Origin of the sequence: Thermosyntropha lipolytica DSM 11003 (assembly GCF_900129805.1) — a bacterium.
GTDB classification, from domain to species: domain Bacteria; phylum Bacillota; class Syntrophomonadia; order Syntrophomonadales; family Syntrophomonadaceae; genus Thermosyntropha; species Thermosyntropha lipolytica.
The window spans coordinates 38,024-57,441 of sequence record NZ_FQWY01000011.1; the positions used below are offsets into that span (position 1 = coordinate 38,024).

The 19,418-nt window shown below is 44.9% G+C and carries 18 protein-coding genes and 1 other RNA gene; 15 read left to right on the forward strand and 4 right to left on the reverse strand.

Going from position 1 to position 19,418, the window contains the following annotated elements:
- Nucleotide 1: 1 nt before the first annotated feature.
- Together BUB92_RS04555 and BUB92_RS04560 are read right to left on the reverse strand one after the other, a co-directional pair.
- On the reverse strand, nt 2-679 hold the full coding sequence (locus BUB92_RS04555; protein ID WP_073090718.1) for a TVP38/TMEM64 family protein: 678 nt from the start codon (nt 677-679) through the stop codon (nt 2-4).
- Nucleotides 672-1,820, reverse strand: a complete 1,149-nt coding sequence (locus BUB92_RS04560) for a (Fe-S)-binding protein (RefSeq protein ID WP_073090721.1) — start codon at nt 1,818-1,820, stop codon at nt 672-674. Before BUB92_RS04560 ends, BUB92_RS04555 begins: the two co-directional genes overlap by 8 nt.
- 191 nt (nt 1,821-2,011) lie before the next feature.
- On the opposite strand from BUB92_RS04560, the gene BUB92_RS04565 reads away from it, so the two are divergent.
- The gene (locus BUB92_RS04565) at nt 2,012-2,434 is read left to right on the forward strand and encodes a hypothetical protein (RefSeq protein WP_073090724.1); all 423 of its coding nucleotides are present in this window, start codon (nt 2,012-2,014) and stop codon (nt 2,432-2,434) included.
- Nucleotides 2,435-2,460: 26 nt separating this feature from the next.
- Nucleotides 2,461-3,144, forward strand: a complete 684-nt coding sequence (locus BUB92_RS04570; RefSeq protein ID WP_073090769.1) for a TVP38/TMEM64 family protein — start codon at nt 2,461-2,463, stop codon at nt 3,142-3,144.
- 34 nt (nt 3,145-3,178) lie between these two features.
- Here BUB92_RS04570 and BUB92_RS04575 read toward each other — a convergent pair whose 3' ends face one another.
- Nucleotides 3,179-4,540, reverse strand: coding sequence for a rhodanese-like domain-containing protein (locus BUB92_RS04575; protein ID WP_073090727.1), 1,362 nt, complete (start codon nt 4,538-4,540; stop codon nt 3,179-3,181).
- A gap of 332 nt (nt 4,541-4,872) precedes the next feature.
- On the opposite strand from BUB92_RS04575, the gene BUB92_RS04580 reads away from it, so the two are divergent.
- The 13 genes from BUB92_RS04580 (at nt 4,873) to ssrA (ending at nt 18,765) form a co-directional block, all read left to right on the forward strand.
- Complete coding sequence (locus tag BUB92_RS04580) at nt 4,873-5,910, forward strand: sugar-binding transcriptional regulator (RefSeq protein ID WP_073090730.1); 1,038 nt, start codon at nt 4,873-4,875, stop codon at nt 5,908-5,910.
- On the forward strand, nt 5,911-6,915 hold the full coding sequence (gene gap, locus BUB92_RS04585; protein WP_073090733.1) for a type I glyceraldehyde-3-phosphate dehydrogenase: 1,005 nt from the start codon (nt 5,911-5,913) through the stop codon (nt 6,913-6,915).
- Between the two features lie 34 nt (nt 6,916-6,949).
- On the forward strand, nt 6,950-8,152 hold the full coding sequence (locus tag BUB92_RS04590; protein WP_073090736.1) for a phosphoglycerate kinase: 1,203 nt from the start codon (nt 6,950-6,952) through the stop codon (nt 8,150-8,152).
- 49 nt (nt 8,153-8,201) lie between these two features.
- On the forward strand, nt 8,202-8,966 hold the full coding sequence (tpiA, locus tag BUB92_RS04595; protein WP_341372071.1) for a triose-phosphate isomerase: 765 nt from the start codon (nt 8,202-8,204) through the stop codon (nt 8,964-8,966).
- Nucleotides 8,959-10,503: a 2,3-bisphosphoglycerate-independent phosphoglycerate mutase gene (gene gpmI, locus BUB92_RS04600; RefSeq protein WP_073090738.1), complete on the forward strand. Its 1,545-nt coding sequence runs from the start codon at nt 8,959-8,961 to the stop codon at nt 10,501-10,503. The genes tpiA and gpmI overlap by 8 nt, the downstream gene beginning before the upstream one ends.
- A gap of 23 nt (nt 10,504-10,526) precedes the next feature.
- Nucleotides 10,527-11,813 (forward strand): phosphopyruvate hydratase, encoded by a 1,287-nt coding sequence (eno, locus tag BUB92_RS04605; protein ID WP_073090741.1) that lies wholly within the window; start codon nt 10,527-10,529, stop codon nt 11,811-11,813.
- An 84-nt stretch (nt 11,814-11,897) separates the two neighbouring features.
- Complete coding sequence (gene secG, locus BUB92_RS04610) at nt 11,898-12,122, forward strand: preprotein translocase subunit SecG (protein WP_073090744.1); 225 nt, start codon at nt 11,898-11,900, stop codon at nt 12,120-12,122.
- Between the two features lie 42 nt (nt 12,123-12,164).
- A complete protein-coding gene (locus tag BUB92_RS04615; protein ID WP_073090749.1) occupies nt 12,165-14,147 on the forward strand; it encodes a sodium-translocating pyrophosphatase in 1,983 nt (660 codons plus the stop codon).
- A gap of 95 nt (nt 14,148-14,242) precedes the next feature.
- Nucleotides 14,243-14,986: an alpha/beta hydrolase gene (locus tag BUB92_RS04620; protein ID WP_073090751.1), complete on the forward strand. Its 744-nt coding sequence runs from the start codon at nt 14,243-14,245 to the stop codon at nt 14,984-14,986.
- A 31-nt stretch (nt 14,987-15,017) separates the two neighbouring features.
- Nucleotides 15,018-15,569 carry an HDIG domain-containing metalloprotein gene (locus BUB92_RS04625; protein WP_073090754.1) on the forward strand — a complete coding sequence of 184 codons (552 nt, stop codon included), beginning with the start codon at nt 15,018-15,020 and terminating at the stop codon, nt 15,567-15,569.
- Nucleotides 15,570-15,637: 68 nt separating this feature from the next.
- Nucleotides 15,638-17,755: a ribonuclease R gene (gene rnr / locus BUB92_RS04630; protein ID WP_073090757.1), complete on the forward strand. Its 2,118-nt coding sequence runs from the start codon at nt 15,638-15,640 to the stop codon at nt 17,753-17,755.
- A gap of 111 nt (nt 17,756-17,866) precedes the next feature.
- Nucleotides 17,867-18,337: an SsrA-binding protein SmpB gene (gene smpB, locus BUB92_RS04635; RefSeq protein WP_073090760.1), complete on the forward strand. Its 471-nt coding sequence runs from the start codon at nt 17,867-17,869 to the stop codon at nt 18,335-18,337.
- Nucleotides 18,338-18,409: 72 nt separating this feature from the next.
- Nucleotides 18,410-18,765, forward strand: a transfer-messenger RNA (tmRNA) gene (ssrA, locus tag BUB92_RS04640).
- 356 nt (nt 18,766-19,121) lie between these two features.
- Here the strand turns inward: ssrA and BUB92_RS04645 are convergent.
- Nucleotides 19,122-19,418 (reverse strand): transposase (locus BUB92_RS04645; RefSeq protein WP_143156862.1); only part of this gene is annotated, 297 nt, incomplete at its 5' end.

The window sequence follows — 19,418 nt, forward strand, 5'->3', positions numbered from 1 at the left end:
CCTATTTTTCGGTTTTTTCAAGGGATGGCAGTTTTATTTTTCGTTTAAAAAGCCAGGCCAGACTGGTAAGCCCTATCAGCAGAGCCAGGGCTATGTAAAAATCGGTAGAGCCGATAGATAGCGATTTATCACCCAGGTTGACATAAACCAGCACCCCGGGGATTATGCCTAAAAGGGTAGCCAGGATGAAATCCCGGTATTTTATTCGGGCTAAGCCGGCCCCGTAGCTTATGATATCAAAAGGAATAAGGGGGATGAGCCGCAAATAAAGTACAATCCAGAAACCGTTTCGGTTAAGCAGGTTTTGCAAATGATCTATATTATGGTTTTTTAGTTTTTTAAGCAGGCTGTTTCCTGCCAGGCGGGCAATCATGAAGGCCAGGGTTGCTCCACATGCTGCCCCGATCATGGTATAGATAAAGCCGTAAAAAAGGCCGAAAACCATACCGCCGGCGATGGCCAGAAGGGCATCGGGAAATAAAGTTAGGGGCACCAGGGTAAATAGTATGATGAATACCAGGGGAGCCCAGATGCCGAAGGAAGTGATGTAATTTTTTATGTCTTCCGCCGTATAGCCGGTCTGGTTCATATAGTAATTTATAAAATAGATAAGAAGAGCCAGAAAAAATACGGCCAGAAGGTTTTGGAGTATTTTAGCGCATGGGCTGTTTTTATCCATCTTTGCTTCCTCCAGGGTTAAATTTATTAAAAGCTTTTTTTATTCGGTAGCGGTTGTACCACCGCCGAAGAGAAGTTGGATTTTTCTTCTCATTTGGCCAGACGCCGGGGTTAAAAATCAGATCCAGGAGGTGCAGGGATTTTTTGCCTCCTTTTTGCATAGATACGGCGCATTCCTGGCAGTAAGTTATGATTATTTCAGCCTTTGTTTCCCCGGCTCTTTTTTTCATCCAGGATAAGGCGGCAGGGGGATTAGTTATGCCCAGCATGCCTCCTGCTCCGCAGCATAATGTTTTTTGCCGGTTAAACTTAAACTCGGCAAAATCTATCCCTAACTGGTTTAATATAAAGCGAACACTATCATGAACCGTCGGATAGCTGCGGGTAGGACAGGGGTCGTGCAGAGCCAGGCTAAGATGAGGTTTATTTTTTCTGTTTGCCGCACCTTCAGGAATGCCGATTTCTCTTAATATTTCCCAGAGAGAAACTGCTTCTATTTGCCCGCTGTTTTCTTTTATAGTTTTATAACAATTAGGACATGCAGTGATGACCTTTTTTACTCCCCATTGGGCAAATTCCTGTTCTAGTTCATGGTAATATTGCTGGAATTTTTTCTCATCTCCCATGGCTAAAGTAGGCCCGGCACAGCATTTGAGCATTATGCCGGTACCGCTCATTTTCTCCTGCAGATAAAGATAAGTCTTTTCCGTTAAATCCGGCCGGAAGGAGGGCAGGCTGCAGCCCGGGAAAAAAACTACCCCATTATAGTTGGAAGGAACCCGGGTAGTGCTGAATAGAGGAGAAAAACTGTACTTTTGATGAGATTTCACCGGGGCATAGTTTATTCCTCTGGCTGGCCTGCCTTTTTCGTTAAAGGCATAAGAGCGAAGTTCGCGCATTAACTGGTCTAGTTTTACTCCCTCCGGGCAGATATGGCTGCAGTATCCGCACAGGGTGCAGGAATAAGGGATATCAAGGCTTATTTGCCCCTCTCTGGCTATTTGGGAAAGCAAGTCCTGGGGGCTTAAGCCGGAATATGCATAAAGGGGACAGCCGGCAGTGCATGCCCCGCAGTTAATGCATTTTTCCGCTTCCTTAAAAAAAAGGCCGGTTAAATTTTCTGATAAGATTATAGACGACATACTTTCACCCTGAAAAAATTATTTAGCTATCCATGATTTAAAGGTTTTATTTTTATTGTGTTTTACGGCATAAGAATTATAGCATTAAATAAAGTAAATGATAAAATAAAATAATGTTATACCCTAATATGTGCATTTAAGGATAAACTTATTTAGAGGATGTAAAAAAGCTGTGAGGGAGGCTAAAGGATTTGGATAAAAAGCTTAAAATAGGGCTGGATGTTTTGGTTTATGTCCTGCAGCTGCTTTTAATAACCGGGGCTTTTATCGTGCAGTATTTTTCTACCCGTCGTATGGGGATGTTTCGCTATCTGGTGTATAAAAACCAGAAGTGGGCACCTTTTTTTACTCCTGACTGGATGACGGTATATAAAGGCTTGTGGCTGGTTTTAGCAGCAGGAGCTGTGGTTTTGGTTATTACAAAATGGATAAATATCAAAGGATATTACCGCTGGATTAATGTAGTTTTGCTGTTATTTTTGCTGTTTATGACCGGGTTTTACCTTTTTACAGGAGATGTAAATGCCGTACGGGGTTTATATTATCTCCTGATCGCTTTGGGAGCCAGCCTGGTGGTGCAGTTTATAAGGGTTTTTATAAGCCTTAAAAATTAGCTATTTAGGAGAAGTAAGATATGGCAATGGAGAAAAAGGAAAGGAAAAGTTTAGCTATAAAAATTGGGATTCTTGTAGTCTTGATTTTAGCCTATTTTTTTATATCCCCGCTAAGAGAAGCTGTCCGCCAGGGAGTTGTAGTTCTCACCAGCCTCGATTTGGAGGGGGTTAAAGAATATATTCTTTCTTTTGGCATATGGGCACCGGTGATCTCGTTTTTGCTCATGGTTTTGCAGTCCGTAGCAGCTCCTTTGCCGGCTTTTCTCATAACTTTTGCTAATGCCGGGCTTTTTGGCTGGGTTAAAGGGGCTATTCTTTCCTGGACCAGTGCTATGGCAGGAGCCGCTCTCTGTTTTGCTATTGCCCGTTTTTATGGACGGGGAGCCGTAGAAAAACTGGTTCCTTCTAAAGCTCTGGCTGAAGTCGATATATTTTTTGAGCATTATGGCAAATGGGCGGTACTTATGGCCCGGCTTTTACCTTTTGTTTCATTTGATATCGTAAGCTATGCCGCCGGCCTTACCAGCATGAGCTTCTGGTCTTTTATGTGGGCAACCGGTTTAGGCCAGCTTCCTGCTACCCTTATCTATTCATATGCAGGAGATATGCTGGCAGGAAGTGCCAGAACTTTGGTCTGGGGGCTTTTAACCCTTTTTGCCCTGAGTGCTTTGCTTTTTATGCTGAAACAGATAAGGCAGGATAAAAAATAAAGACAGGGGATCGTAGTCCCCTGTCCAGCCAGAGTTATTGTTTCCTGGGGTCTCCAATCTGTACCGGGTTCTTAGGGTCTTTTGACCATAAGAGCCAGCCGCCATCATATACTGTTATTTTTTCCCATCCTAACATATGGGCTACTATCCAGGCAACAGTTGCCCGCCAGCCGGTTCCACAGTAGAAGCTTACTTCATTATCCCGCTTAATATCCCATTCAGCCCACAGCTTTTCGATTTCATAAGGATTGCGAAGGGTGCCGTCAACATCAAGGTAATCTTCCATACTGTAAGCATCGCTTCCGGCATGTCCCCAGACAGCTCCTTTAGGTTCGCCTGCTTTTTCAATATAGTCATAGCCGCTGGTTTTGCCGATAAATTCATCCCAGCTTCTTATGCTGACTAAACGGAAATTAGGATCTTTTTGCTTAGCCAGCACATCTTCAGGATAAGGAAGTGATAATTCGGGACGTGCTGGAACTTTAGCCCCAAAATCAGCAATCGGAGTAGGTTTGTTTTCTTTGGTCTCTACTTCAAGTCCTGCCTCCTGCCAGGCTTTCATGCCTCCATTCAAAAGCCTTACATCTTTTACCCCGGCCCAGAGGAGAGCGAAAACTACCCGGGAAGCGGCGGATATATCTTCGGAATAGACTACCACTGTAGTATCAGTGCTTATGCCGAATTTTTCCAGAGATTTTTTAACCTTATCGGCCGGGCCTAAATTCCAGTCCGGTTCAGTTTCTATGTTATCAGTGTTGAAATGAAAAGATCCCGGTATATGTCCTTTATTATAATCCTCAGAAGTTTCGCCCCAGGAAGCATGAAGGATGACAAAATTTTTGCCCTGATAGGTATCAGGTTTTTCCCCTTTTATCAGCTGGTTTACCCATTCTGGATAAACCAGTATCTGATAATTGGGGAGTGATGCCATAGGCATATCTTCATCAGCCCATTTTTTAAGTTCTTCAAATTTATAGACTTCTGTGTAACCTAAACTGGCAAGTTTTTCTGCCATTTTGTCAATTTCTTCTTTTTGGCTGTGATAAAGGACGATTTTTTTATCCTTTTTCAATCCTTTTTCTTCCAAAAGTTTGGGGAGTTCATTTTCCTGTACTTCGTTAAGCCAGGAAGAAGTAAAATGCACGGCATTTTTGATATGTCCACCCCGGCTGATTCCGTCGATTTTCCATCCGTTATAGGCTTCATCAGGCCTAAGATCAACGATTACATACTCCGGGTTGTCCAGATTAGCTTTTAGCTCTTCACTGGTGATGGTTTTTACTTCCGGGGTAGCAGGGGGTGGGGTTTGGGTTTGTTTTCCGCATCCAACCGTTGATGTGAGAAGGAAAACGGCGAGAAGCAGAAGAGATAGTATTTTTCTTTTGGTACCAGACATGATATACTCCTCCTTTTAAAAATAATAAAGGCAGAAAAATTTACATATATATTTTGCCCAAATAATTAAAGGTAATCAATATAATATCTGATTTTTATATATACATTGAAAATTTGTAATAGGGGACCACGCAAACCGTCCCTTTAGTGATCAAAGTGTCATTATGACGATTTATTGAACTTATTTGGCTTTTTTGTGTATCATTTTAGTATAAATATGATATAATAATTAGGCAACGGAAGAGATGTTTTTTTTCGAGCCAATGGGACTCATTTATCCCACAGGGACATTTTTGTCCTGCTTGGAATATCAATACTAAGAGGATGCTATTTATGGAGAGGATTTTTACTATCCTGGAACGTCTGGTACCGGAAGCTAAGGAGATGCTGGAGATAAGGTATCAGATTATAAGGCAGATAAAGCATAAGGCGCCAGTAGGACGCAGGCAGATTGCAAAGGATCTGGATTGTACTGAAAGGGTCATACGCCGCGAAATAGATATGCTTAAGGCGCGGGGTGCAGTTAATATTTTACCGGCCGGCATTATTTTAACTCCATATGGGGAAGAGCTTTTGCGGGAAATTGATGAAGTAATGCCGTTTTTGTTCAATACCCAGTATCTGGCTAAACAGATAAAAAACTGCTTCGGCCTGGAAGAGGTCATTATTGTTCCCGGCGATTCGTTTGCGGATTATGTAACGAAAAAAGATCTGGGGCGGGTTGCGGCCCGCTATCTGCAAAAGGTGCTCTATCCAGGTGCCGTTATAGCGGTTACCGGGGGAACTACCCTGGCGGAAATGTCAGAAGCTGTCGGTTCGGATGTTTTATACCCGGATATCCTGGTAGTTCCAGCCCGGGGAGGGTTGGGTGAAGAAATGGAGCTGCAGGCAGGTACCATTGCGGCCAAGATAGCTAAAGCCATAGGAGCTCAGTACAGGCTGCTTCATATTCCGGATAATCTGGAAGAGAATACCGCCGAGATACTTAAGGAAGATGTGCACATAAAAGATGTAGTGGCCCGGATAAAAGCATGTGATATCCTGATTCACGGCATAGGATCAGCTATGGAAATGGCAGCCCGCCGCGGGCTTACCCTGGAGGAGATAAACCGTTTGGAAGAAAAGAGAGCGGTAGGGGAGGCTTTGCGTTATTATCTGGATGGAGATGGTAATATTGTTTATGCCGTACCTGGCATAGGGCTGGAGTTGGGAGATCTTTTGCATATTAAAAAGGTTATTGCCGTAGCGGGAGGGAGAAACAAGGCGGAAGCGATTGCGGCCGTTTTGCGCCATGGGGGGCCCAAGGTTTTGATAACTGATGAAGGAGCAGCGAGCAAAATAGTGAGTATGATGAAGGGAAGGGATGTTTAAATGGCGGTTAAAATAGCGATTAATGGTTTTGGACGCATTGGACGTCTGGTGGCAAGGATTGCTCTTAGTAATAAAGATATTGAGCTGGTGGCGGTAAATGATCTAGGGGATATAAAAGCAGCTGCCCACCTGTTCAAGTATGATTCTCTATATGGAGCTTATCCGGGTGAGGTAAGAGCAGATGAGGATTATCTGGTGATTGATGAGAAGAAGATAAAATACCTTAATGAAAAAGACCCGGTAAATCTTCCCTGGAAAGATCTAGGGGTAGAAATAGTAGTGGAGAGCACCGGGGTATTCAGAAAACGGGATAAAGCTGCTAAGCATCTGGAGGCCGGGGCCAAAAAAGTAGTTATCACCGCTCCGGGTAAGGATGTAGATTTAACTATAGTCATGGGAGTAAATCATACGGCTTATAAGCCGGAATACCATGTAGTATCTAATGCTTCCTGTACCACTAACTGTTTGGCTCCGGTGGCCAAAGTCCTCCTCAATAAATTCGGCATTAAAAAAGGGCTTATGAATACTATCCATTCTTACACCAATGACCAGCGGGTTTTGGATCTGGAGCATGATGATTTGCGAAGAGCCCGGGCGGCAGGTCTTTCTATGATTCCCACCACCACGGGGGCAGCTACTGCCGTAGGGCTGGTAATACCTGAACTTAAGGGCAAACTGGATGGCATGGCAGTGAGGGTTCCTACCCCTACCGTATCTATGGTTGATTTGACTGTAGAACTGGAAAAAAGGGGGACCCGGGAAGAAATCAACGCGGCTTTTAAAGAAGCCAGCGAGACTTATCTTAAAGGGATATTGAGATATACGGAAGAACCACTGGTGTCCAGCGACTACCGGGGAGAAAATCATTCGGCAGTAGTAGATGGGCTTCTAACTATGACCATGGGAGATAATATGGCCAAGATTATTGCCTGGTATGATAATGAATGGGGCTATTCCATGCGGGTAGTAGATGTAGTTCTCTATATGGCTGCGCAAGGATTTTAATGGGGAAGAGTTATACTAAATGGGAGGTTTAGCTATGCGGGTTTTGCGCCAGGCTGATATTAAGGGGAAAAAGGTTTTAATGCGGGTAGATTTTAATGTGCCGATGAATGAAGATAATGAAATCATTGATGACACCAAGATCAGGGCTGCTTTGCCTACTATTGAATATATTTTGCGTGAGGGAGCGGCTCTTATTCTGATGAGCCACCTGGGAAGACCGAAAGGAAAAAGAGATGAGAAATACAGCCTTAAAAAGGTGGCTGAGCGTTTAAGCGGTCTGGTATCTTATCCTGTAAAAATGGCACCTGATTGTGTGGGTGAAGAAGTCGAGGCTTTAGCTGCTGATCTGAAGCCGGGAGAAATTCTGGTTCTGGAAAATGTGCGTTTTCATGAGGAAGAGGAGAAAAATGACCCCTCTTTTGCGCGCCGACTGGCTTTGCTGGGAGATATATATGTAAATGATGCCTTTGGTACGGCTCACCGGGCTCATGCTTCTACCGAAGGGATTGCCCGTTTTATACCGGCCTATGCTGGACTCCTGATGGAAAAGGAAGTAAAGATGCTAAGAGCCGTCCTTGATGCTCCGCAAAGCCCGCGCATGGCTATACTGGGGGGAGCTAAGGTGGCAGACAAATTGGGCCTTATTAATAATCTTATGGAAAAAGTGGATATAATACTTATTGGAGGCGGGATGGCCAATACTTTCCTCAAGGCCCAGGGAAAAAATATCGGCAAATCTCTTTGCGAAGATGAGCTTTTAGATGAGGCAAAGAGGATACTGCAAGAAGCCGCTAAGCGAGGGGTAGAATTCCTGCTGCCAGTTGATGCGGTAGTAGCGGCTAAACTATCAGCTGAGGCGGAAGGAAAAGTCGTAGATGTAGATAATATCCCTGATGATATGATGATTTTAGATATAGGTCCCAAAACGGTGAAAATATTTGGCGAAGCTATTAAAAAAGCCCATACTATTGTGTGGAACGGGCCTTTAGGAGTATATGAATATGAGCAGTTTGCTCAGGGTACTTATGGAGTGGCTAAAGCCGTAGCCGAGTCTGATGCCGTAAGCGTGATCGGCGGAGGAGATTCAGCTGCTGCCGTGCAAAAACTGGGCCTGGCTTCGGCTATTACTCATATATCTACAGGAGGAGGAGCTACTCTGGAGTTTTTGGAAGGGCTAGAGCTTCCGGGGGTAGCTGTATGTGAAAGAGAAGATATTTCTGAAGTGTATACCGTTTAGGGGTTTATAAAAGTAGAGCTTTTTTGTATCCCAAGTTAAGGAAAGCGTGGTGGTTAAAATAAGAAAGCCTTTTTTGATTGCTAACTGGAAGATGCACAAAACTCTGGGGGAAGCAGAAAGCTTCTGTCGGGATTTTTTGCCGCGGGTAAAAGATGGCGGGAGGGTAGATATAGCGATATGCCCTCCTTTTACCTGCCTTTTTCATGTCAAAAGCTTTTTGGCATCTTCTCCGGTAAAGCTGGGAGCCCAGAATATGTTCTGGGAGGAAAAGGGGGCCTATACCGGTGAGGTATCTCCAGTTATGCTGGTAGATGCAGGATGTGAGCTGGTCATAATAGGCCATTCCGAGCGCAGAATTATTCTGGGCGAAACTGATGCCATGATAAACTGCAAGGTAAAAGCTGCCTTGCAATACGGTTTGCTGCCGGTCCTCTGCGTAGGAGAAACCCTGAAAGAAAGGCAGGAAAAAAAGGCGAAGGAAGTAGTAAGAAAACAGCTTCAAGAGGCTCTAGAGGGAGTAGAAAAGACCGAAAATCTGGTTATTGCTTATGAACCGGTATGGGCTATTGGCAGTGGCCTTAATGCCAGTCCGGAAGATGCTGAAGAAATAGCTTCTTTTATCCGAGGTTTGCTGGCTGATTGGTGGGATAGAGAAATTTCCTCCCGCCTACGCATACTATATGGAGGAAGTGTAAAACCTGAAAATATATCCCTTTTCATGCAGAAAGAAAATATTGATGGAGCCCTGGTAGGAGGAGCCAGCCTTGATCCTTATTCCTTTGCCGAGATAGTGAGGTTGAGTGTTTATGCGTAAAAAACCGATGATGCTGGTTATTCTGGATGGCTGGGGATATCGGGAGGAAGAAGAGGCTAATGCTGTTTATCTGGCCCGTCCGGAAAATTTTAATTCCTGTTGGGAAAAATATCCTCATACGCTTTTGCGATGTTCAGGTCTGGATGTAGGTTTGCCCGCCGGACAGATGGGGAATTCGGAAGTAGGACACCTCAATATAGGGGCGGGACGGATAGTTTACCAGGAAATAACCCGTATAACCCGGGCCATAGAAGATGAAACCTTTTTTACCAATCCCCAGTTTTTAAAAGCAGCTGAATATGCGCGCACTAATGGAGGGGCTTTGCATTTGCTGGGGCTCTTATCTGATGGTGGAGTGCACAGCCATATTGATCATCTTTTTGCTCTTTTGCGCTTTGCCAAAATGCAGGGCCTAGATAAGGTGTATATTCATGCTTTTTTGGATGGAAGGGATGTAGGGCCTAAGACGGCAGAAGAATACATAGACAAACTGGTAAAGAAGATGCAGGTTATGGGAGTAGGCCAAATTGCTACTATCGGCGGCCGTTTTTACGGCATGGATCGGGACAAGCGCTGGGAAAGGGTAGAAAAGGCTTATCGGGCTATGGTTATGGGAGAAGGGCTTAAAGCTCCTAATCCTTACGCTGCTTTGCAGGCCAGTTATGAAAAAAGGGTTACCGATGAGTTTGTAGAACCTACGGTAATAACGGATGAAAAGGGAGAACCGGTAGGTTTAGTTAAAGATGGGGATAGCATAATATTTTTTAATTTCCGGGCCGATAGAGCGCGGCAGATTACCCGGGCTTTTGTTGATCAGGATTTTAGCGGTTTTAAAAGAGAAAAACATCCCCGGGTTTATTTTGTCTGCATGACCCAGTATGATATAACCATAGATGCGCCGGTAGCCTTTCCCCCGCAGGATTTGAGCAATACTCTGGGAGAAGTCCTGGCGAAAGAAGGTTTAAGACAGTTAAGGATTGCGGAAACGGAAAAATATGCTCATGTGACTTTCTTCTTTAATGGCGGCGTGGAAGAGCCTAACCCGGGAGAAGACCGCATACTTATTCCTTCTCCCCAAGTAGAAACCTATAACCTGAAGCCGGAAATGAGTGCTTATGAAGTTACCCAGCGGGTACTGGAAGAAATAGACAAAGACGTCTATGATGTGATAATCCTCAACTATGCCAATCCGGATATGGTAGGACATACCGGGGTTTTAGAAGCGGCGGTAAAGGCGGTTAAAGCGGTTGACGAATGCCTAGGAAGGGTAATAGAAAAGGTCAGGGAAAAGGGAGGAAGCCTCATAATTACAGCTGATCACGGCAATTGTGAGGTGATGGTTTGTCCGGTTACGGGACAGCCTTTTACGGCCCATACCTGTGAAAAAGTTCCTTTTATACTGGTAGATGATGATTATATAGGATATAATTTGCAAGAGGAAGGAGCTTTAAGGGATATTGCTCCTACTATGCTCCATTTGCTGGGAATAGAAATACCGCAGGAAATGACAGGAAAACCGCTGTTGAGGAGAAAATAATAAAAGAAAGGGGTTTTACCGATATGAGCACAATTGTTGATGTTTATGCCCGCGAAGTGCTGGATTCCCGCGGAAATCCCACGGTGGAGGTAGAAGTAGTTCTGGAAGATGGTACTATGGGAAGGGCTATAGTTCCTTCCGGTGCTTCCACCGGGGCTTATGAGGCAGTAGAACTGCGGGATGGAGATAAGAGCCGGTATAATGGCAAAGGGGTTCTTAATGCGGTTGATAATGTAAATAACATTATTGCTCCAGAAGTTATCGGTATGGATGTAACCAGACAGGCAGAAATCGATGCCCTCCTTTTAGAACTGGACGGGACCCCGAACAAATCAAGGCTGGGGGCTAATGCTATCTTAGGGGTTTCTCTGGCGGTAAGCAGAGCAGCTGCCAATTATCTGGGCCTTCCCCTTTATCAGTATATCGGCGGGGTTAATGGCAAAGAGCTTCCCGTTCCTATGATGAACATACTTAATGGCGGGAAACACGCTGATAATAATGTGGACATCCAGGAATTCATGATTGTTCCAGTAGGAGCGGAAACTTTTGCCGAAGCTTTGCGTATGGGGGTAGAAGTTTACCATGCCTTAAAGAAGGTATTGAGCAGCAAAAATTTATCTACCGCTATCGGAGACGAGGGAGGCTTTGCTCCCGATCTTCCTTCCAATGAATCAGCTCTGGAAGTGATTGTGGAGGCTATTCATGCTGCCGGATACCAGCCGGGAAAAGATATATACCTGGCCATTGATGCAGCAGCCAGCGAGCTTTATAAAGATGGCAAGTATCACTTGAGCAGCACAGGTCAAGTTTTAACTTCTTCGCAAATGGTCGATTTTTATGCTAAACTGGTAGATAAGTTCCCGATAATATCCATCGAAGATGGACTAGCGGAAGATGACTGGGAGGGATGGAAAGAGCTTACAGATAGACTGGGGGATAAAGTCCAGCTGGTAGGAGATGACCTTTTTGTAACCAATACGGAAAGGCTTTCCCGGGGTATCAAAGAAGGGGTATGTAATAGCATACTTATAAAGGTTAACCAGATTGGCACCTTAACGGAAACCCTGGAAACGATAGAAATGGCCAAAAGAGCAGGCTATACCTGTATAATTTCCCATCGTTCCGGAGAGACGGAAGATTCTACTATTGCCGACATAGCAGTGGCAGTGAATGCGGGACAGATAAAAACCGGGGCTCCAGCCCGCACCGACCGGGTGGCCAAATACAACCAGCTTTTAAGGATTGAAGAAGATCTGGACCTGGTAGCCAGATATCCAGGCCTGAAGGCTTTTTATAATTTGTACCGCTAAACTTAACAGGATAAATCTTGTTGAATTTTGTATACCTGTGTTAGAATATAGTTTGGCCTGGTAAAAGGTAATGGAGGTGAATATATGAAAGTATTAGTCCTTATCCTGCAGATAATTTCGGCTCTGGCTCTTATAGCCGTTGTTCTGCTGCAGCCGGGTAAGAGTGCGGGATTATCTGGCAGCATAGCAGGAGGAAGTGAAGCCTTGTTTGGCAGCAAAGCCAAGACGGTAAACGAATTTCTAGAAAAGATAACCGGATGGGTGGCAGCAGTTTTTATAATTACTACTCTGGCTTTAGCTTTAATTTAATCACATATACACATAAAAATTTAATAAGGAGTTGGGAAGTTTATGGATAATCTGGTCATGTTTGCTCCAGCCGGAGGGGCATTAGCCCTTTTGTTTGCGGTTTATCTGGCTTCGAAAATAAAAAAGGCGGATCCGGGAACGGAGAGAATGGTGGAAATTTCCGATTATATCCATGAAGGAGCTATGGCCTTTCTTTCCCGGCAGTATAAAGCTTTGGCCGTGTTTGTGGCTATAATATTTGTGGTGCTTCTTCTGGCTATCGATTGGCAGACGGCGGTTTGCTTCCTGGTAGGGGCGGTTTGTTCTGCTTCCGCAGGCTACATAGGCATGTCCATAGCTACCAGAGCTAATGTGCGTACGGCCAGCGCGGCCCGGACTTCCCAGAATGCCGCTCTGGGAGTAGCTTTCTCCGGAGGAGCGGTAATGGGCATGTCTGTTTCTGGTCTGGGGCTTTTAGGATTAGGTATACTTTACCTTATATTTAAAGATCCGACCATAGTAAACGGCTTTGCTCTGGGGGGAAGCTCTATTGCCCTCTTTGGCCGTGTAGGTGGAGGTATATATACGAAAGCTGCTGATGTTGGGGCTGACCTGGTAGGAAAAGTTGAAGCAGGCATTCCGGAAGATGACCCCCGCAATCCGGCTGTTATTGCCGACAATGTGGGAGATAACGTAGGCGATGTAGCGGGAATGGGAGCTGACCTCTTTGAATCTTATGTCGGTTCTATCATAGCAGCTATGACCCTGGGAGCAGTTATGGTAGCTAAAGCTCCGGTTTTAGGCTTAGGACCGGTAATCCTGCCTCTGGTTATCGCCTTTATCGGTGTAGTAGCTTCTATTATAGGAACCTTCTTTGTGCGCACAGATGAGAATTCTAATCCGCTTAAAGCGCTTAATGCCGGTACGGTAAGCTCGGCTGTTCTTCTGGTTATTGGCGCTTTCTTTGCGGTAAGATATATACTGCCAGCTGATATGTTCAGCGTATTCTGGTCTTTGGTGGGCGGTTTGGTAGCAGGTGTGCTGATAGGTTTTGTAACTGAATATTATACTTCGGATGAATATAAACCGGTAAGGGAAATTGCTCAGGCTTGTACTACCGGGCCGGCTACAACTATCATTTCCGGACTGGGAGTAGGAATGCGCTCGACCATGATTCCGATTTTGATTATCGTAGCTGCTATTTTCCTGGGCTACTTTACTGCTGGGATATATGGCATAGCCCTGGCAGCAGTAGGTATGCTGGCTACTACGGGCATGGTAGTGGCAGTTGATGCTTATGGGCCTATTGCCGACAATGCCGGTGGGATTGCCCAGATGGCAGAACTGCCTGCCCATGTAAGACAGACTACGGACCGGCTTGATTCGGTAGGCAATACTACGGCTGCTATCGGGAAGGGTTTTGCCATAGGTTCGGCAGCTTTAACAGCTCTGGCCCTGCTCGTTTCTTTTGCCAATGTAGCCGGTATTGAAAATATCAATCTGCTTGATCCTTATGTAGTTATAGGGCTTCTTGTCGGAGCTATGCTTCCTTTCTTCTTCTGTGCCTTAGCTATGGGAGCAGTAGGAAGGGCTGCTTCCCAGATGGTAGACGAAGTAAGAAGGCAGTTTAGAGAAATTGCTGGGCTCATGGAAGGAAAGGCTAAAGCCGATTATGCCCGCTGTGTAGATATAAGTACTGCTGCAGCGATAAAAGAAATGATTTTCCCCGGCGTGCTGGCGGTAGTTGCCCCTATCATAGTAGGACTGCTGCTGGGAGGAGAAGCTCTGGCAGGAATGCTGGCCGGAGCAATAGCTGCTGGGGTTTGCCTGGCTATTTTGCTGGCTAATGCCGGTGGAGCCTGGGATAATGCCAAGAAATATATCGAAGCTGGCAACCATGGAGGTAAAGGCAGTGAAGCCCATGCTGCCGGGGTAGTAGGAGACACCGTCGGCGATCCCTGTAAAGATACGGCCGGGCCGTCTCTCAACATCCTTCTGAAACTTATGGCTATAGTTTCTCTGGTATTGATGGCCCCGTTATTATAAAATTGAGGAACTATAAAAGAGCGATAAAAAGCAGGTGGAAATTTTTCTGCCTGCTTTTTAGCATATGATCATGAAAAAAGGTGGAGAGGGAAGATATGATTTATGTCCATCCTCAGGCAAAGCCTTTTTTTCTGGCCGGAGGAAAAGAGATAGGACTCCTTTTTATACACGGCTTTACGGCTTCGCCTTCCGAAGTTTTGCCTGTAGCGCAGATTCTGCACCAAAAGCAGAAGATTACGGTAAGCGGGATTTTGCTCCCCGGGCATGGAACTCATCCCGCATTTTTAAACCAGACTACCTGGCAGGATTGGTACCGAGCTGTTGAACAAGAAGCGTCTTATCTTTTGGCCCATTATGCCGAAGTTTATCTGGCTGGACTTTCCATGGGAGGGCTTTTGGCTTTACATGCGGCCGCTTCTTTACCCGGGATAAAAGGGGTTATAACTATAAATGCCCCTATATATAACCGCTATCCGGTTTTGACCTGGCTGGCTCCGGTTATACAGTGGATAAAGCCGTATTTTCCCAAAAAAAAGGATAAAAGGATGCAGGAGCTAGAAAGGAAGGGTAGATTTGCCTATAGATGCCATCCAGTCAGGGCTTTCCGCAGTATGCAGGATTTGCGGGCTCTGGTGGTAAAGGAGCTTCCTTTTATAGAAGTTCCCGTTTTGGCTTTGCAGTCGGTTTATGATGAGGCAGTAGATGTAAAAAGCCTCTCTTTTATAATTGAAAATATCAAGAAAGCGGAAGTCAAAGGAGTAAAGCTTTATCATTCCGGACATATAGCTACTATGGAAGAGCCGGAAAAGGTAGCTGAAGAAATCATCAGCTTTATATGAGGGAAAAAAATAAGATAGGAGGAGAATGGTTGTGGAAAGAAATGAAGCATTAGACCTTTTAAAAGGGTATCTTAAAAATGAAAATCTTATTAAACATTCCCTGGCGGTAGAAGCTGTTATGCGCGGTCTGGCCGAGCGGCTGGGGGAAGATGTGGAGAAATTTGGCCTGGCTGGCCTTTTGCATGATATAGATTATGACAGCACAGCTGATGATCCCAAGCTGCATTCCTTGCTGGGGGCTCAAATATTAAGGGATCATGGGGTGCCGGAAGATGTAGCCTATGCGGTAGAAGCTCACAATGAATATCATGATCTGGAAAGAAAAAGCCTTATGGATAAGGCTTTGTGGGCAGCAGATCCGGTAAGCGGATTTATAATCGCAGCAGCTCTCATAAGGCCAGAGAAAAAACTGGCTTATGTTGATGTAAAATCTCTTAAAAAGCGGTTTAAGGAAAAGGCTTTTGCTAAAGGGGCCAGCCGGGAGCAAATGGCCAGCTGTAGCGAATTGGGACTGGAATTAGATGAGTTTTTAGAAATTGCTTTAAGAAGTATGCAGAAGATTGCTGATGATTTAGGTTTATAGATTAAAAACCGCTCTCCAAGGGGATTAATATAGTAAAAAGCTCATGGAGGCAGATTAAGGAGGATTATATGGTTACGAGAGAAGAAGTGCTTGCGTATATGCAGCAGGAAAGCTACCGTCCGCTTACTTATGAGGAGATGCTGGAGGTATTTGCTATTAAGGAAGAAGACATGGTTAAATTTGCCAAGCTCCTGGGGCGTTTAGAAAAAGAGGGCGAAATAGTAAAAACCCGCAAGAACAAATACGGGCTGCCGGAGATGATGAATCTGGTTAAAGGGACTATGAGGCTTAGCCCCTGGGGCTATGGTATTTTGGTGCCGGATAACCCCCGGATAGGGGAAATATTTGTTTATGGTCGGAATCTTAATGGAGCCATGCACAACGATAAGGTAATGGTCAGGGTACACAGCCTGGAGCGGATAGGGGGACAAAGGCCGGAAGGAGAAGTGGTAAGAGCTATAAGCCGGGCTAACAAAGAACTGGTAGGGACGGTAAAGAAAGGCAAGCATACCCTGCAGGTAGTGCCTGATGATCCCCGCCAGATCTATCCTATTTATGTTAAGCCCTCCCGTAAAATAAAGGCCAGCCATGGCGATAAAGTTCTGGTAAAGATAACCGCCTGGCCGGATAAAGACAGGTATCCGGAGGGCAAGATCCTGGAAGTATTGGGCCGTAAAGGGGAAGTAGGACTTGATGTGCAGGTAGTTATAAAGAAGCATAACCTGCGGGCAGAATTTCCCCCGGAGGTAATAAAAGAAGCCAGGGAAGTTGCCAAACCTGTTAGCCGGGAAGAGATAGCCCGGCGCAAAGATTTGCGGCATGTGCGGATGGTAACTATCGATGGTGAGGATGCCAAGGATTTAGATGATGCCGTATCGATCGAAAAAACCGAAAAAGGCTACCGTTTAGGGGTGCATATTGCGGATGTTTCCCATTATGTAAGGGAAGGCAGCAAGCTGGATAAGGAAGCCTTCCTCCGGGGAACCAGTGTTTATCTGGTGGACAAGGTCTTGCCGATGCTGCCTCCGGAGCTTTCCAATGATATATGCAGCCTTAATGCCGGAGAGGACCGGCTGGCTATAAGCTGCATTATGGATATTGATGAAAAAGGACGGGTTGTTGCTTATGATCTGTGCAAATCAGTCATAAATGTTAATGAACGCATGACTTATACGGATGTGAATAAAATCCTGGTAGAAAATGATGAAGAGACGAAGGCCAAATATGCTTACCTGGTGGAAGATTTCTTCCTGATGAAGGAATTATCCGATATAATCCGCGCCGAGCGCATGAAAAGAGGAGCTTTAGATTTTAATTTTCCGGAAGCTAAAATAATAGTAGATGAAAAAGGTCGGCCTATCGAAATAAAGAAGCGGGAGCGCGGACCGGCCGAGATGCTTATCGAAGATTTTATGATCAGGGCCAATGAGGTAGTAGCTGAACATATGTACTGGCAGGAAGTTCCCATTCTGTACCGGGTGCATGAAAAGCCGGATGAAGAGGCTTTAGCCAAAGTAAATCTGGTTTTAGGGGTTTTTGGCTATAAAATACCTCCTCATGCCCGGGTAGAACCCAGGATTTATCAGAAGATACTGGAGGAGATAAAAGGCAAGCCGGAAGAAGGACTGCTTTCTATGATACTCCTGCGCTCTATGAAGCATGCGCGCTATATGCCGGAGCCTCTGGGACATTTTGGCCTGGCTTCCAAATACTATTGTCATTTTACGAGCCCGATAAGGAGGTATCCTGATCTTATCGTCCACCGGGTCTTAACCCTGCTTTTAGAAGGCGGATGGAAAGGCAGGAAGAGGATAGCTCTGGAAAAAAAGATGCCTCTTTATGGAGAACAGTCTACCCAGCAGGAGATAAGAGCCGAGGAGGCGGAGAGAGAACTTGAGAGTATCAAGAAAGCTCAGTATATGCAGCAGTTTATAGGTGAGGAATTTGTAGGGCGGATATCTTCGGTACAGCCTTTTGGCTTTTTTGTCGAACTTGATAATACAGTGGAAGGGCTGGTGCATATTTCGACTATCGAAGATGATTACTATGAGTTCAATGAACGCTCATGCAGCCTTATAGGAGTTCACCGGGGACGCAAATTCTCCGTTGGAGACGAGGTAAAGGTGCAGCTGGTAAGGGTAGATGTAGATGATGCCAAGATTGATTTTGAGCTTACCGAATATTAAACCGAACATATATTCTTGACAGGTAATAAAAAAAGGGATACAATATAAAGTGCCTGGATATAGATTCCCTGGTCCTGGAGGAAGGGCGAGGGATTATTTTTGAGGTGCAGTATGGCTAAAGAAAAAGGAATTAAACAGGTTATAGATAACCGCAAGGCCCGGCATGACTATCATATAAAGGAAACGATGGAAGCGGGCCTGGTCCTGGTAGGAACCGAGGTAAAATCTTTGCGCCTGGGAAAAGGCAATCTTAAAGATGCATATGCCACAGTTAAAAATGGTGAAGTATGGCTTAACAATTTTCATATAAGCCCTTATGAAAAAGGCAATCGTTTCAACCATGACCCTTTAAGGCCCAAGAAGCTCCTTTTGCACAAAAGGGAGATAAACCGGCTGATTGGGTTAACCAAGGAGAAGGGGTATACTCTGGTTCCTTTGAAGGTTTATTTTAAAAATGGCTGGGCCAAGGTAGAACTGGCCGTTGCCGTAGGGAAAAAGATGTATGACAAGCGTGAAGATATGGCGGCCCGTGATGCCAAAAGGGCTATTGAACGGGCCATGAAAGAGAGGAGCCGCACTTAAAGCTTACAATATATAGCAGAGAAAAAATATATTTTTCCTGCTATAATATATATGAGGATCTAAACTGAACCAGGGGGCGTAATGGTTTCGACGGGGGAAAAGATGGGTAGAGTAGCGAGCCGAGTTGTTCGCCAGCTCGTTAAAAAGGTGAAATTAAAAATAACTGCAGAAGAAAACTACGCTTTAGCTGCCTAATTAAAGGCAGCCGTCCGGCTAGCTTTACCCGCGGGCTAGTTTAGGGCGTCACCGAGCGGGAGTACCTTTTAACCTTCTGCCTTGAGGGGTTAAAAGGGAAAATTATCGAGGCTAGCCTTTAAAAAGCCTGTCCGTGGGCGTTTTAAAGGCGAAAAGAAAAACACGGACTGCGCTCGGAGAGACTCTACTGGTCTTTCTTTCGGACGGGGGTTCGATTCCCCCCGCCTCCACCAGATAAGCACGCAAAGTTTGATGCCAGGCAAAATCCCAGTATTATCGGGGTTTGCGACGATTTGGCGTTAAGATAAGGCACCGTTTTAAGGCGGTGTTTTTTATTTTGGTTCTTTGTCAATAGTTGGGGTAGCAGGTGTTAGTGGTCAAATACCTGCTACCTCTTTTGTACTGTCTGCCATGTTGTAAATACAATTAGGGAACACTTTGTAAAATGCTTTCCCGGAAGTAAGCAATGGATACTATATTTTTGCGGCCTGGTTTTGAAACAGGAAAATAAAACCTTTAACCCACTTAAAAACAGAGCCCAGGCTTAATTAGCTGGTTTTCCTCTCTATAGGTAGAGGCATAATTCTTTTTATGAACAGCAATGCAGTATACGATTACGAAATCTGGAAAAATTCCTATAACCATAAGCATTGCGCTTAATGACCTTGATCTTATTATTAAAGCCTTCAGTACATGCATTTGTATAGGGTACATCAAAAGAATTCAATATTTCTTCTTTCCAATTGCTTATTGTATTAGCTAGATAAGAGAACTGTTCAATCTTACATACTTTGACCAGTTCAAGCCATTCATTAAGTTTTATTTCAGCTTCACCAGAATTAGCGGCATTCACAAAATCCATAAACTTCTCTTTTAAAAAATACGC

Bases quoted from the DNA above. Each gene is read 5' to 3' on its own strand.
- BUB92_RS04570 (WP_073090769.1), top strand. From the start codon at position 2,461: ATGGAGAAAAAGGAAAGGAAAAGTTTAGCTATAAAAATTGGGATTCTT.
- BUB92_RS04575 (WP_073090727.1), bottom strand. From the start codon at position 4,540: ATGTCTGGTACCAAAAGAAAAATACTATCTCTTCTGCTTCTCGCCGTT.
- gap (WP_073090733.1), top strand. From the start codon at position 5,911: ATGGCGGTTAAAATAGCGATTAATGGTTTTGGACGCATTGGACGTCTG.
- BUB92_RS04555 (WP_073090718.1), bottom strand. From the start codon at position 679: ATGGATAAAAACAGCCCATGCGCTAAAATACTCCAAAACCTTCTGGCC.
- BUB92_RS04590 (WP_073090736.1), top strand. From the start codon at position 6,950: ATGCGGGTTTTGCGCCAGGCTGATATTAAGGGGAAAAAGGTTTTAATG.
- BUB92_RS04580 (WP_073090730.1), top strand. From the start codon at position 4,873: ATGGAGAGGATTTTTACTATCCTGGAACGTCTGGTACCGGAAGCTAAG.
- BUB92_RS04620 (WP_073090751.1), top strand. From the start codon at position 14,243: ATGATTTATGTCCATCCTCAGGCAAAGCCTTTTTTTCTGGCCGGAGGA.
- secG (WP_073090744.1), top strand. From the start codon at position 11,898: ATGAAAGTATTAGTCCTTATCCTGCAGATAATTTCGGCTCTGGCTCTT.
- rnr (WP_073090757.1), top strand. From the start codon at position 15,638: ATGGTTACGAGAGAAGAAGTGCTTGCGTATATGCAGCAGGAAAGCTAC.
- gpmI (WP_073090738.1), top strand. From the start codon at position 8,959: ATGCGTAAAAAACCGATGATGCTGGTTATTCTGGATGGCTGGGGATAT.
- BUB92_RS04615 (WP_073090749.1), top strand. From the start codon at position 12,165: ATGGATAATCTGGTCATGTTTGCTCCAGCCGGAGGGGCATTAGCCCTT.
- eno (WP_073090741.1), top strand. From the start codon at position 10,527: ATGAGCACAATTGTTGATGTTTATGCCCGCGAAGTGCTGGATTCCCGC.
- BUB92_RS04560 (WP_073090721.1), bottom strand. From the start codon at position 1,820: ATGTCGTCTATAATCTTATCAGAAAATTTAACCGGCCTTTTTTTTAAG.
- smpB (WP_073090760.1), top strand. From the start codon at position 17,867: ATGGCTAAAGAAAAAGGAATTAAACAGGTTATAGATAACCGCAAGGCC.